This window comes from Paenibacillus sp. V4I9 (genome assembly GCF_030817295.1).
Classification (GTDB): Bacteria; Bacillota; Bacilli; order Paenibacillales; family NBRC-103111; genus Paenibacillus_E.
On sequence record NZ_JAUSZE010000001.1, the window covers coordinates 1895785 to 1909928 of the forward strand.

At 42.9% G+C, this 14144-nt stretch carries 15 protein-coding genes; 12 read left to right on the top strand and 3 right to left on the bottom strand.

Features of this window, described 5'->3' with window-relative positions; translation table 11 throughout:
- Window positions 1-3: 3 nt before the first annotated feature.
- From QFZ81_RS08820 to QFZ81_RS08860, 9 genes are all read left to right on the top strand, one after another.
- The gene (locus tag QFZ81_RS08820; protein ID WP_307602353.1) at window positions 4-1023 is read left to right on the top strand and encodes a zinc-dependent alcohol dehydrogenase; all 1020 of its coding nucleotides are present in this window, start codon (window positions 4-6) and stop codon (window positions 1021-1023) included.
- A 23-nt stretch (window positions 1024-1046) separates the two neighbouring features.
- Window positions 1047-1934 carry an alpha/beta hydrolase gene (locus tag QFZ81_RS08825; RefSeq protein WP_307602355.1) on the top strand — a complete coding sequence of 296 codons (888 nt, stop codon included), beginning with the start codon at window positions 1047-1049 and terminating at the stop codon, window positions 1932-1934.
- Between the two features lie 91 nt (window positions 1935-2025).
- Complete coding sequence (locus tag QFZ81_RS08830) at window positions 2026-2787, top strand: glucose 1-dehydrogenase (protein ID WP_307445470.1); 762 nt, start codon at window positions 2026-2028, stop codon at window positions 2785-2787.
- A gap of 51 nt (window positions 2788-2838) precedes the next feature.
- Entirely contained in the window at window positions 2839-3291 is a 453-nt protein-coding gene (locus tag QFZ81_RS08835) for a GNAT family N-acetyltransferase (protein WP_307445467.1), read from the top strand.
- 168 nt (window positions 3292-3459) lie between these two features.
- Window positions 3460-4038 carry a TetR/AcrR family transcriptional regulator gene (locus QFZ81_RS08840; protein WP_307445464.1) on the top strand — a complete coding sequence of 193 codons (579 nt, stop codon included), beginning with the start codon at window positions 3460-3462 and terminating at the stop codon, window positions 4036-4038.
- A 150-nt stretch (window positions 4039-4188) separates the two neighbouring features.
- Window positions 4189-4887: an SDR family oxidoreductase gene (locus QFZ81_RS08845; protein WP_307445461.1), complete on the top strand. Its 699-nt coding sequence runs from the start codon at window positions 4189-4191 to the stop codon at window positions 4885-4887.
- Window positions 4888-5016: 129 nt separating this feature from the next.
- Window positions 5017-6015, top strand: a complete 999-nt coding sequence (locus QFZ81_RS08850; protein ID WP_307449966.1) for an NADP-dependent oxidoreductase — start codon at window positions 5017-5019, stop codon at window positions 6013-6015.
- Window positions 6016-6180: 165 nt separating this feature from the next.
- Window positions 6181-6708: a hypothetical protein gene (locus QFZ81_RS08855; RefSeq protein ID WP_307602358.1), complete on the top strand. Its 528-nt coding sequence runs from the start codon at window positions 6181-6183 to the stop codon at window positions 6706-6708.
- A gap of 372 nt (window positions 6709-7080) precedes the next feature.
- Window positions 7081-8529 carry a LamG-like jellyroll fold domain-containing protein gene (locus QFZ81_RS08860; RefSeq protein ID WP_307602360.1) on the top strand — a complete coding sequence of 483 codons (1449 nt, stop codon included), beginning with the start codon at window positions 7081-7083 and terminating at the stop codon, window positions 8527-8529.
- A gap of 184 nt (window positions 8530-8713) precedes the next feature.
- Here the strand turns inward: QFZ81_RS08860 and QFZ81_RS08865 are convergent, their stop codons facing one another.
- From QFZ81_RS08865 to QFZ81_RS08875, 3 genes are all read right to left on the bottom strand, one after another.
- The gene (locus tag QFZ81_RS08865; protein WP_307602362.1) at window positions 8714-10078 is read right to left on the bottom strand and encodes a TolB-like translocation protein; all 1365 of its coding nucleotides are present in this window, start codon (window positions 10076-10078) and stop codon (window positions 8714-8716) included.
- Between the two features lie 328 nt (window positions 10079-10406).
- Window positions 10407-11417 carry a bifunctional glycosyltransferase family 2/GtrA family protein gene (locus QFZ81_RS08870; RefSeq protein ID WP_307445449.1) on the bottom strand — a complete coding sequence of 337 codons (1011 nt, stop codon included), beginning with the start codon at window positions 11415-11417 and terminating at the stop codon, window positions 10407-10409.
- Window positions 11418-11422: 5 nt separating this feature from the next.
- Entirely contained in the window at window positions 11423-12388 is a 966-nt protein-coding gene (locus QFZ81_RS08875) for a phosphodiester glycosidase family protein (protein ID WP_307602364.1), read from the bottom strand.
- Between the two features lie 347 nt (window positions 12389-12735).
- Here QFZ81_RS08875 and QFZ81_RS08880 point away from each other — a divergent pair, with 347 nt between their 5' ends.
- The 3 genes from QFZ81_RS08880 to QFZ81_RS08890 all read left to right on the top strand — a co-directional run bounded on the left by QFZ81_RS08880 (window position 12736) and on the right by QFZ81_RS08890 (window position 14117).
- Window positions 12736-13056 carry a hypothetical protein gene (locus QFZ81_RS08880; RefSeq protein ID WP_307445443.1) on the top strand — a complete coding sequence of 107 codons (321 nt, stop codon included), beginning with the start codon at window positions 12736-12738 and terminating at the stop codon, window positions 13054-13056.
- Window positions 13043-13711 (top strand): PspA/IM30 family protein, encoded by a 669-nt coding sequence (locus QFZ81_RS08885; protein ID WP_307445441.1) that lies wholly within the window; start codon window positions 13043-13045, stop codon window positions 13709-13711. Before QFZ81_RS08880 ends, QFZ81_RS08885 begins: the two co-directional genes overlap by 14 nt.
- Before the next feature lie 235 nt (window positions 13712-13946).
- Window positions 13947-14117 (top strand): hypothetical protein, encoded by a 171-nt coding sequence (locus tag QFZ81_RS08890; protein WP_307445439.1) that lies wholly within the window; start codon window positions 13947-13949, stop codon window positions 14115-14117.
- Window positions 14118-14144: the final 27 nt, after the last annotated feature.

The following is a 14144-nucleotide window of genomic DNA, read 5'->3' on the forward strand; positions in this document are numbered from 1 at the left end:
GATATGATGAAAGCTGCCATTTATTATGGAAAAAATGATATTCGTGTAGAGGAAAGAGCAATTCCTACAGTAGGCAGTAAAGATGTATTAGTTCGTAACTTGCGAGGCGGTATTTGTGGCACGGATATTAATATCGCGAGAGTTGGCGCAGGTAATATGGGTATTAGTTTTGGTGCAGAGTTTGGACATGAAATGGTCGGTGAAGTCGCCCAGGTAGGAGCAGACGTACCAGCTGATATTAAAGTCGGTATGCGTGTGGGCATTAACCCTATTACGGCGAAACGAGTTGGGCGTCGCAAATCACTGGAATGCTCAGGTTTTTCTCAATATGTCCTAATAGAGGATGCGGCGTTAAATTATAACTTATATGAAATGGATCAACATATTCCCTTAGAAACAGCTGTATTAATGGAGCCTGTAAGTGTCGGGCGACATGGCGCTTTCCGGGTAAACCCTCAGCGGGCAGATAAAGTCGTTGTATTAGGTGCTGGTACAATTGGTCTTTCAGCTGCAGCAAGCTTGATTGCAGAAGGCATTACGAATGTTTGTGTCGTTGACATTGATGATTGGCGTTTAGAAAAAGCGACAGAACTAGGTGCTGTTACAGTGAACTCAATGAAAACGGATTTAGCAGAAGGTTTAACAAAACATTTCGGCTCAGTAAACGTTTATGGTCATATCGTGCCAGATGTTGATGTTTTTATCGATGCAGCCGGTGCACCCGTTCTATTCGAAAATGTCATGAAAATTGTTAAATCTCAAGCGAAAATTTCAATCATTGCGGTTTATAAAAATGATGTACCCGTTAGCTTGGCCCAAATTATGTCAAAAGAACTGTTTATTCAAGGAGCAAGTGGCTATACGCATGAAGATATTACAAAGGTAATCGATCACCTAACAAATAAAAAAACAAATATCGGGAATATCGTCACACAGGTCTATAAATTAGACGATATCCAAGAAGCATTCAACGTAGCAATCGAAGCCAAAGGGACTATCAAGGTTGTTGTTGACTTATCTTAAAATAAGAAATGGAGTGAACAACAATGGATAAACAGCAACAATTGGAAATTGCCCAAAAATTGAGAGAGAGAGTCGTCGGTATGGGCTCTGCGCTTAGACCGAGTTCCCTACCATCGGTTCAAAGGGAAGAAAGAATAATCCCTTCCTCTTATGGCGGTACTCGTGTGCTGATATATAAACCGGACAATGCTTTATCTTCTTCGCTGCCTGTATACGTCAATATGCATGGAGGCGGCTTTATCTTTGGAAATGCGGAAATGGATGATGTTTGGTGTGGAGTGATTGCCGATCGTACCGGTTGTGCTGTAGTCAATGTCGATTACAGGCTTGCGCCAGAGCATAAATTCCCAATTACTGTTCATGAATGTTATGAAGTTGTGAAATGGGTTCATGAGCATCCGGAACAATTGTCAATTAACCCTGAGAAAATAGCTGTTGGTGGTCACAGTGCAGGCGGCAATATGGCTGCAGCTGTCTGTTTCTTGAATCGGCAGCGTGGTAATGAGCTTCCAATTGTCTATCAGATTATCGATTATGCACCGTTGGATTTGGATACTGACCCGGCTCTAAAACCGAAATTCGAGGAAGCTATTCCGGCGGAGATATCAAGAACGTTTAATTCTTTATATCTTGAGACTTTGGAAGATGCCCGTAATCCGTTAGCTTCCCCTATTTTTGCAGAATCACTTCATGGCCTGCCAGAAGCGTTAGTGATCACTGCCGAGAGGGATTCGCTTGCTGCAGAAGGGGGGAAATATGCAGAAGGATTGAAACAAGCCGGTGTGAAGGTAACGTACAAGCAGTATAAGGGAGTACCTCACGGATTCACTCATTTTGGCGATTTAGCTGTCGCAGAAGAGGCATGGCACCTCATGAGTGACAAGCTGAGAGAAGCTTTTGCAACGTCTTGATTAACCTACACAACAGAGGAAAGCATTCGAAATGCGAATAAATGATAAGAGCAGCATTATCCTTTACAAGGAATGAAAGGTGGAGACATGGATGAAACTGTATAATAAAGTGGCAATCGTTACTGGGGCTGCATCCGGCATGGGCAAGGCGATCGCGGAGCTGTATGCGAAGGAAGGCGCCAAGGTTGTAGTTGCGGATCTTAATCAGAACGCAATCTCAACAGTTGTTAGCGGAATCAGCCAGGCTGGCGGAACCGCAGTCGGCGTCGTAGCCAACGTAACGAAAGAAGAAGATATTCAAGCGATGGTGGACAAGGCTGTGGAGGCATTCGGAAGCGTGGACATCCTCGTGAACAACGCAGGCATCATGGACGACTTCCGGCTGATCGGGACTATGGAGGATGACCTCTGGGAACGGGTACTCGCGGTCAACTTGACCGGCCCTATGCGCGCCATCCGCAAAGCGCTTCCGTTCATGCTTGAGAAAGGCGAGGGTGTGATCGTCAATATCGTTTCGACGGCAGGCATCACTGGAGGCAAGGGGGGCGTCGCTTATACGTCTTCCAAGCATGGCCTTGTAGGCTTGACCAAGAATGTCGGTTATATGTATGCCAAGTCCGGTATCCGGTGTAACGCCATTGCGCCCGGGGGCGTTCGAACCAACATTGCTCATTCAATGGCCAATATCGATATGGCCGGTATGCAGGTCTTCCGGGAGGGAGCAGGAACACAACGGAAGGAACCGGTCGATCCGGTTGAAATCGCAACCGTTGCCCTCTTCCTTGCGTCCGAGGATTCCCGTTTTGTAAACGGGACCGTAATAGCCGCCGACGGCGGTTGGACAGCGTATTAATCTGATCAAGCGGATTCCATGGGCGATTACATGATCAAGGAGATAGAAAAAATGGAAATACGAAAGTTAAACGAAGACGAACAACCTCCATTGGAATTACTTTTATTAGCGGACCCTTCCCAGAAACTAGTTGAAGAATATATCAAAAGAGGTCAATGCTTTGTTGCTGAAGTGGATGATAGCATAATAGGTGTCTATGTTCTACTACGAACAAGGCCTGAGACAGTTGAGTTAGTAAATGTAGCAGTTGATGTAAACAACCAAGGCAAAGGGATAGGAAAACAGTTGGTGAACCATGCAATTCAAAATGCAAAGTTGCTCGGTTTTAAAACGATTGAAATTGGCACTGGAAATTCAGGTGTAGGACAACTTGCTCTCTATCAGAAATGTGGGTTCAGAATAACTGGAGTTGATAGGGACTTCTTTATAAGACATTACAGTGAAAAAATATTTGAAAATGGGATACAAGTTGTGGATATGATACGTCTATCACAAGATTTATAAGTGGATGTTTTTCAACTGAGGGACGGAGAACGATACTGAAGGAGCTTTCATCGCGGCAGCTCCTTTTTCTTGTTCATTCAAGTAAAAATAAATAGAGCAAACTCATAAAAATATTATTTACCGATCGTTCCCAATATGTTATATTGACGATGGGAGGAGGGAAATAGAATGGCAAGAAGCAAAGAGTTCGAAGAGAACGTAGTATTAGACAAGGCGATGAAGCTCTTTTGGGCACAAGGTTATGAGAAGACATCCTTGAACGATCTGGTCGAGCATATGGGAATCCATCGCAGAAGTTTGTATGACACATTTGGCGACAAACATACGCTGTTTTTGAAAGCTATGGATCGATTTCGCGATAAAGTCAGTGCTGAGCTTACGGGAGAAGTTAAACGCTCCAAGACTGCAGCGGAGGCTCTTCAGTTTATTTTTAGTTTCATGATAAATGGAGAAGAGGACTCGCCTTCAGGCTGTTTAATGGTGAATTCGGCGGTGGAATTGGCAATACGCGATGCAGATGTGGATTCAAAGTCCACTGAATCGTTCACTCTATCAGAGCAGCTACTCAAGGATATTATTCTGTGGGGGCAGCAGGATGGAGAATTCCCCTCAGATTACGATGCCGGTGAACTGGCGGAACATCTGCATACTGTATGTGTTGGGTTAAGGGTAATGACAAGAACCTCCATTCCCAAAGAAAAACTACACCGTATAGCCAATTTATCCATAAAACTTTTAGATAAATAATTATTTTATCCTTAGAATTATCGTTCCTATATGAGTAAGTCTGAGCTGTAGTGAAGCTTACTCCTAAGAGGATATCATTGCTTATACATTTTTTAGAATGATCGTTCTCGTATAGCTTCCAAAATCAAATAATAAAAGGAGCACATAAAAATGAAAATTTCTGAACAAGTCGCATTTGTCACCGGCGCGAACCGAGGTTTTGGCCGCCATCTAGCCCTTGAACTTCTATCCAGAGGGGCTAAGGTTTATGCTGGCGCAAGAAATCCGGAGTCCATTGACATTACCGGTGTAATTCCTGTAAAGCTGGATATTACCAACCCTCAAGAGGTAGCTGCAGCCGCTATGGTCGCTAAGGATGTTACGCTTTTGATCAACAATGCAGGATCGTCTACAGGCGCTTCTTTGATTGACGGTGATCTCGATAACATACATTTGGAGTTTAATACGCATTTCTTTGGCACACTTTCCATGGTTCGTACTTTTGCACCGATTCTAACAAATAACGGGGGAGGATCGATTCTGAATATTCTTTCCGCATTATCTTGGGTTAGTTCGGGAACTGTTGGCGCTTATACGGCTGCAAAGGCGGCAGAGTGGGCATTGACGAACGACTTACGTTTAAATTTGTATCCTCAAAATGTGAGAGTAGCTGGATTACATGTGGGCTTTATGGAGACAGACATGACATCGAGCGTAGAAGCTCCCAAATCCAACCCCGCGGATATCGCAAAAATTGCTATTGATGGATTAGAATCCGACAGATTTGAAATAGTTGCTGATGACGTGAGCCGAAAGATCCAAAGTGATTTTGCCGGTGGTGTATCTGCGATTTACCCACATCTCTCTTAATACAGACCGTGCGACATTCTTTGGTGGTAACGGAATTGTGGGTTATACGGATTATCCTACGATGAAAGAATCAAAATCTCAAGAGAGGTAAGTATAACTTATATGGCGAATAAGGAAGAGAATCAAAAAATGAGAGCTGCTCAAATGCAGAAATATTCAAAAGTAGTTCAATTGGAAATGAATAATGTGAAAATACCAGAAATCAACAGCCATGAAGTGCTCGTTAAAGTAAAAGCTGCAGGTGTAAATCCATTAGATATTCTTATTTTAAATGGCAGTATTCGAATGATTGCTGATTATGATTTCCCATTAACTTTAGGAAATGAACTATCTGGTGTTATTGAGGCAGTTGGAGAAGATGTAGTTGATTTTCAGGTTGGTGACCACGTTTATACTAGGTTGCCGGTTAATAAAATTGGAGCTTTTGCTGAATATGTGGCCGTCAACGAAGATGCTATATCCATAATGCCAAAAAATCTATCCTTTATTGAAGCGGCTGCGGTCCCCCTCACTGCTTTAACTGCTTATCAAGCATTGTATGACGTACTCAATGCTCAGCCTAATGCAAAGCTATTTATTCCTGGCGGAACCGGCGGCTTCGGTGCTATGGCAATCCCCATTGCCAAATCAATGGGGTTATATGTTATTACAAGTGGCAGTGAAAGAGGTCGATCACGTACACTGTCGATTGGGGCTGATAAGTTTATTAATTATAAGGAAGAAAACTATGCTGACATTCTATCTAATATAGATTATGTTATCGACACCTTGGGTACAAAAGAGATAAAAACGGAACTTGATATTTTAAAACCTCAAGGGAAATTAGTATCATTGAAGGCCTTACCAAATTATCGCTTTGCTGTTGATAATAATTTTCCAATGTGGAAAAAACTATTGTTTGGTTTAGTGGGTGCTCGTTTAGATTTTTTAGCTTCTAGACATAACAATGAATATCGCTTTTTATTTGTGCGCGCCAATGGCAGACAATTACAAGAAATAACTAATCTTGTTGAAAATGAAAATATTACGCCTTCAATAGATTCAATTTATAATTTTGATGACATTAATAAGGCATTACTAAAAGTTTCTACTGGCCACTCCCAAGGCAAAGTTATTGTAACCTTCTAAGGGGCTATAACGGGTACGAGAGCGAAGGAGCTTGCCTCGCGGCAGCTCCTTTTTTGTTCATTCAAGTAACGGACAGATTAGTTGAATAAAATTGTCTAAACCGGCTATTATACAAATTCCACCAAATGACATTATCTGAAATAACCATGAAATCATGGAGGGAACATGAGAGTTTATAGAATTATATTAATCCTATTATTTATTTCTCTTGGTATTTCTGGATGTAAAAGCAAGACAATTGAAGAAGAGTTTTATAAAACACATAAAAAAGAAGGACAGAAAATAATTTATCAAGGTTCCGTAATGAAAAGACCGTTCATTTTATATAAAGCCCCTTTTGATAATGGAAATATTGGTATTGGATTGGCAATTTTTGAGGGTGATGATGCTAAAGGATGGAAACTGAGTTCATCAAATGCAATGTATAATGAGACTAAATTGTTAATAGATCAATCAGGAATTAACTTTAATGACAATGATAGAAGGCATTTAATATATGGTTTTATTAATGATCCCGAAATAAACAAAATTGAAATAATCGATAAGAACAATCAGGTTATCGAGGCAAATATTATTCAGACTAATTGGAAGAGAGTATATTTCGGATTAGTTGAAATGAATGAATTGAGAATTAACGCTTATGACAAGAACAATAATATCCTGTTCGAAGTGCCGTACAAGAGCGAGAATTAGATTGTTACTATACGTATGATTTTGTTTTTATGGTAATATTTAGTGAGAAGAATTTAGCAATGTATGGATGTACCGTCCTATATGCGAACATGTGAAGAGTTTCATTAGATTTTCTCGATAGAATCTCGACGAATAGATAATACTACAGAATTGGGGATGATTAATTATTTATTGTTGATAAATTTTATATAAGGGAATGAGTATTTTGGGCGATTTCAAGTGAGTTAGGCAGGCACACGGCTCTGATTATGAGGAATTTTCCTATCCGTATCCCGCTCTGTTTGGTAAAATACTAATGTCGATATTTTAGGATAAACATAGATTTTTGCAATAAATAAAAGCTATATTGGATCGGGGAGGAACTGGATCAAGATGAAACGGACATTTATGAAATGGGCACTTGCTAGACTGATGATCGTAACAGTCGTGTTAGTTTCCAGCGGCTACGCGTTATTGGGCAATGAGAATCATGCTATTGCCAGCGCCAGCATACCTACGCCGTCTATACTAATCTCACCTATACGAACGGTTATTATGGACACTACACCTGAAGTTATTATGCGAGCTCCAATGGGCTCAACGATCGAGATTTTTGAAGGCATAACGAAGCTTGCTTATAAAGACGGGAATGCATATTCGAATGTAATTCTTGAATTGCCTCCACTTCGTAAAGGAGTGCACATGCTTACGGCAAAGATCGTATCGAACAATGAAACGAATACTTTTTCTTTGCCTCCTATCGTTGTCGATGATAACGAAGCCTTCAATATCGAAGACATCGTACCGATCGCTTTAGACATGGCTGACCACGAGTGGGATATGAATGGGGATGGCGTGTTTGACCTCAAAGGGGAGATTGAATATTTACTTTCTCGAATTGAACCAAACACGATTGCATACCCAATCGATGATTTCACCGTTGTACCAACTGCTACGTCAGCCACGTACGCGACCTTTACTTTTAGCAAGCCATTTGGGGCGACAAGTGTGAAGTTGCTAAAGAAGACTGCTGCGGAAACAACGTTTATGGATGCAGGGACTCTCAGCGTCAGCGAAGCAACCTATACAGTAACCGGACTTACACCAAGCACATCTTATGAATTTAAATTGATAGTAACAGGAGGACCTAAGGCAGGGGAATCGAACAGAGTCTCTGTTATGACCCCACCTGTTCCATTGGTCGCCGAACCGTATCAAGCTTTGGATTTCAACGGTGCCGGCGATTATGTAGAAATCGCGAATGACATTGTTTATAATTCATCATCGTTTACGATTGAAGCATGGGTTAAACCGGAGGATTTTGAATGGAAGACAGGAATTGTATCCAAATATCAGTCGCCGGGTCAAGATTCCTTCACACTTCGTTTGAGTGACGGACCGCCGATTTATCCTGATTTTAATAGAATCAACTTCCAAATCGGTGATGGAAGAGAGCTTGATTCAAATACTAAACTTGAATTGAATAAATGGTATCATTTAGCGGCTTTATACGACGGTACGACTCAAACCATGAAGTTGTACATTAATGGAGTACTCGATTCCATGAGTTCGGGCGTCACTTACGGGACAAATTCGTCCCCGATTACGATTGGCGCCGATTTTTTGGAATCACCTCGCTATTTCAACGGTCAGATCGGAGAGGTCAGATTCTGGACGACGGTAAGAACAGAAGTTGAAATCCAAGAGGATATGTACAACCATACTGTATCCGAAAACCATACGGATCTTGCAGGCTATTGGACTTTCAATGTAGGGGCCCTGGACCAGTCCGGCAACAGCCGAAACGGAACGATTCATGGCAGTCCTGCAACGATAAAATAGTGATTTGTGGAGAATAAAGACGTACCAATAAAGCAGGCGCTGCGGGCGACCTGCTTTATTCATTGAAGTAACGGCAGATTTGCTCCATGAGATCCATTGTTATTTATTACATAAAAAGAAAATTCTCTGTGCCTCGCAAAAGATCGTCACATATCTAGACAAGGAACGGCGTCCCGTCTACGTGCTATTTAATCCCTTTATTATAAATAAAATCTTCCGGAATCTGGCCTAACGGGATTTTCTGCTCTTTCTCCAGATCAAAAGCCCATAGTTCTTTGCCAACTAAGGCATCACTCTCCATTTTCTGATACAGAACGTACCGCCCATCACTGGACATTGCAACTAGATGGGCATTAATGGGATATTCCCGAATCGCTCCCGTTTGCACATTCACATCCAACAAGGAACGTTTCTCAGTCTCAGCAATAAGCCGATCACCGAACGCATCCAAGATGATGGAATAACCATACGTAGATCCTGGAATCAAGACCTTCTCTTCCTTGCCATCCAAATCGATTAGCAGCACATCAAAATAAGTCTTATCATTCAGGACTGTGTTTTTATTTGATTCAAAAGCGATAAAGCGTCCACCGCTTACAGGCGTGGGACGGCTAGAAGCAAATAATTGCGTTTTGGCTTCACCGCTTCCTGGTTTCTCTTTACGAATCCGATCCCAGAGGTTATTAATCTCAACTGCGGAGAACAATGTCCTTTCCTTACTGCCATCGGCGGATATGAGCGTAATATTATCCATAGAGCCGTCGCGCTTAATTGTTTCACCGCTTGCAACGGTTACCGATTCACCTGGAACAGTGAATGCCATACCATTTGTTCGAAAAGCAACATCCCGTTCTCCTATAAAGTAATACCCAATCTCACTTGGTAACAACCTTGGATTACCATCCTGAGTATAGTAACGCTCTCCATCGTAATAGATATAGTCCTTGTAGCCTATCGATTCTCCTGAATCCAGCACAAACCGGAATCTCTTAGGATCTCCGTTCACTCGGCTTGGCGTAAAGGAATCGGATTGAATGCCTCGGCTTAATACGGACATAAAGAAAGAGGCACTTCCACCGCTAAGTTCGGTTATCACTTTCACTTCTTCACCTTGTTGGCCTTCTTGCGCGATTCGGACCTTTTTAACTTTTTCAAATGCCGGTTGATCTAAATCTAACTGTTTATTTTGTTCCACAAATATACGGTATCCATTTACCCCAAACCGATCGGCAACAGCGACTAATTCCGTAACCGGGTATCCAACTACTTCGTAGATCGAAGTTCCCTTTTCTAAAAAGGCGGCATCTCCGTCTTTGGTCTTATATTTGCTGTCATGTACATTTTCGCTCACTTTAAAGCGTACCTTCCCGATCTCTTTGCTGATTTTGCCAGGATCAGTTAGTACAGAATGCCAAGTACCCGTATAGGTGATTCCATCCACTTTAAGAAAATCCACCCAATCGATGATCGTATGTCTAACGGTTCCAAACCGGCATCCTGATAGCAAAAGTAGACAGATTAGCATCACAGCTGTCCATTTCATTTTCATTCTATGCACCCCTTTCTAAACAGACGTTACGATAGGCAGCGGAGTTGCAGGATTTACAAATGTTTATATGGGCATACAATTGCAGATGAAAGTCATATTCCTAACCCATCAACAGGCATTACTCACGAGTCTGAAAAATGTTTAGGTCAACCGCCATGACCCCGAGTATTTTTAAATTGTTTGGAAATACTTCGGTTCTATACCTTATATCGGGCATTTTGATGATTATGGGAATATAGTAGATCGGTGTTTCCGCGTGGGCTATTGGGCAAGAGTCGTCTTTCAACGGTAGCAAACCTAATTGTTATTGAAACAAAAATATTAGGGTTTAATAAACAAACTTCCGTTGACACCAATAACTGAGTAGAAACAAAAGGAATTCGGTCGCCAGCTTCGCCGGAACTAAAGGAACCTCGAATATGATATGAAGAAGGTATATGAATCCATAGTTGAGTGCGAGAATCACGGCTGCGAGTGAATAATATCGTGCTACAGACTTTAAGACAGTTCCCTTCCCTGGACGAGAAAAGATGAAAAGTCGATTCATAGCGTAATTCGCTGCAGAGCTCCCGACTCTAGCGCCAATAACGGAAACTAATAAATTAGAGAATATCATTTGAAGGATTAAGAGGAGCGCAAAGTCCATAAGTCCAGAAATCACAGAAGATGCGCAAAATTTCAAGATGGGCAGGTAGACTTTGAGCGAGTCTGCAATCGGACGAAAATGGGAAGACCGATTGTCGTTTAAATAAATTGTATCAATTGGCAACTCCGCAATGTTATACCCCCGCGCGGGGGCTTCAAGGAGAAGGTTCATCTCATATTCGAACCGTTCGCCCGGCACTTGACATAACCAACTGAGCATGTGGCTCGGGTACCCACGAAGCCCGGTCTGTGTGTCCCTAATGTCGATACCGGTTGTCGCGTCGTAAATTTTGCTGGTAAGACGATTCCCGATACGGCTTCGGAGCGGCACTTTCCCCGTAAATCTTCGGCTGCCAAGAACCATCGTCGCCTCGTGAGCTTCAATCGCTTGGGCGACAGTTACGATGTCCTTCACCGCATGTTGTCCGTCGCTGTCAGCACATACGACGCACTCGCTCAATCCGTGTTTCATTATATATTGAAAACCTGTCTTTAAGGCTCGACCTTTGCCCATATTTGAGATATGGGTCAGCACGGTACATCCCGCGGTTTTAACAGCTTCGAATATCTCGCGGAAGTTCTCGCCGCTGCCGTCGTCCACGACGACGATAGGCGCATCCGTCATTGCCCGAAGACGTGCAATCAACTCTACCAACCGATGATCGGGTTCATACGAAGGAATCAATACAGTCATGTTGGTTAACCCTCCCCTAGATAAAGGATATCGCTTACGCCGCGTTCCTCTTGTTTGCCCTGCGGATTATTTACGACTCGGCCCATAAAATACATCGTTGATGAACCGCCGCCGTCCAGGTTGTACGCTTCCTTGGCGCCAAGCTCGGCAAATAGCTTTGCGAATTCGTCCAGCGTTATCCCGCGGCTGTCGTTCTGTCTACCATCCACGACAACAAACACGTAATGATTCGGTGCGATCATACCGATCCCCGTGCGGGGGTTTGCATTCAAGATAGATCGATTGCCTACGTTTGTATCAATCTTGACATTAGTAAAACCCTGGATGAGTTGACCATTTTTGATTAATGCCGGACCGAACGAAAGCGTTTGGAGAACGCCCGCGTCCAGCAATGTCTGAGCTGTGACCTTTTTTTCGTCGTAGGAGGCCATCGTACCGTCCTTGTAGAAAGCGACGGCTTCCCGTGCAGGATCGTTCCGATACAGAACACCGTTTCGGATGATAATGCCATCGTTTCGAAAGCCATAGTAATCACCGTTGATCGCAAAGACGGCTTGATGGTTGGAAGCGATCTCGGAAGTGGTTTCGGTGATGTTGCGCCCGAACACGTTTTTAGCAAAAGCGGACTGCAGCAAGGAAGCGTCCGTAGTCTCGACGTCGGCTACGTAGTACGTAATCTGGTTGCTGCTAGAACCGGTTACCACTTGTTCGATCGAGATGTTAAGATCTTCGCTGCTATAATTCCAATCATCAGATTTAACTCCAGATGCGGTTGTTGCTGCTTGATTCGATTTCGAAGTAGCTTCCACTGATTCAGATTCTGCAGCAGTTGGCTCTACGGCAGTAACGACCACCTCCACATGTTCGATGAGGTAACGATCTGCTAGCTGGTATAGTACGCCGCACACGAGTGCGGTACATAACGTCACAATGATAAGTCGTTTACGCCGCGGGGACCTTTGGTTATTCAAAATTGTTGTGCCACCTTTCTTCGAGCAAGTTATCTTACATGGACAGTATAAAAGCCAAAACTGAACTTAACTTGAGTATTAAATGAATGTTTGCTGAAAGAATCTCAAGGTAATGTGCGTTCACTGAAGACAAAAATAAGCTGGCGAGTTCGCCAGCTTATTGCATGAGTTGGCCCGGCATGGGAGCTAGGTTGTTTCAAGGCTAGGAAACAGAAAATAAGGGCTTTTTTTCAGCAGACTTTCAGTCAATGTTCAACCGTCTTTCAGTTGGTTTTAACTGTCTTTTAAGAAACCGGGTCTATACTTCAACATGTAAGAAAAATACGAGAGGAAAGGCGGAGGAGGGCATGAGGCATGAAAATCCGGGAGGCCGGTTTAACGCCGGTAACCAGTTCTCAGAGGGATTTGCAAATGGTCATTATCACCACGAATTCCATGGTGGACCTATCCTTGTTATTGCAATCGGACTCTTACTTATTATCATTGCATGGGTATTTTGGAAGAAAATCAAAAAAAGAAGAACCGATATAAACCACTTGGTTCTGCCAACTTTCATTACGGACGAGCATTCCGTCATGTATAATGCGCCATCTGCGCAGCGGGCATTCGCCTTGGACCAATGGGAACGAAACCTACTTAAGGAGGATAAGGAAAATGGGCATTTTTAAACGTGTGAACGATATCGCTATGGCTAACATCAATGAGGTACTTGATAAGATGGAAAACCCGCTTATTATGGTTAAGCAATATATTAGGGAACTGGAAGAAAAGATCGCCGAAGCGAAGCTTGCATTATCGAATCAGCTGATCGCCGAACGGAAGTATGAAGTCATGATCACCGAGCTGGATCATATTGTTCAGAAGCGCATCCGCCAAGCGAATATCGCCATCGACCGGAATGAGGAAGAAATTGCGCAGATGGCAGTGGAGGAGAAGCTAACAAGTGAGAGAAAGCTTAAGGTGTACCGAGAGCAATATGAGGCTATGAAGCAGCAGACTTTGGCTTTAGAAGACCAGTTGAAAAAGTTGATGGAGCTATATGACGAGCTGGGAAACAAAAAGCTATTCTACTTGTCCAGAACAAATACAGCTCATGCCATTCAAAACGTGAATAGTACGATTTACTCGCTTGATGCCGAGAACATTCGGAAAAACTTCATTAGAATGGAGGAACATATCTGGCAGTTAGAAGCTAAAGCCGCTGCAACGCTTAGGGTGAACCAAATGGTTAGCGCCTCAACGATTAGCGTTCCGGATCTAGCCTTCAAAGAAGATGTAAGGCAGGAGCTTGAGAGACTAAAGGAAGCAAGAAAAGCAATATAACGACGATATAAAACCGATTCCAGGAGATCGCCTTAACATCAAACACCTCTCAAATCGTTCTAAGCGATTCGGGAGGTGTTTTCCATTTTATCACCTATGTCAGCGATTCCCAGATTACTTCCCGTTTGATTCTATAATCTTCCCTATGCATTTCCCTGCCATGTCTCATGAAACGGGAGTGCACTCGCTGTAAGATGAATGTAGTAAGTAAATTCATTTTATGGAGGTTATAACAATGAACAAAATGAACAAAGCACTGAAATGGATGTTGGGGGCTGCGTTGCTTGCAGCAATTGTTCCAACAACAGTAAGCGCAAAGCCGGAAGCGAAGCCAGAGATGGCTTCAGCCGCGAAATCAGGAGCGATGTTTGCAGCTAAGCCGGAGGCAAAACCGGAGGGACCTTAACCGGGACGGAAATATGTTCAGAAAAGG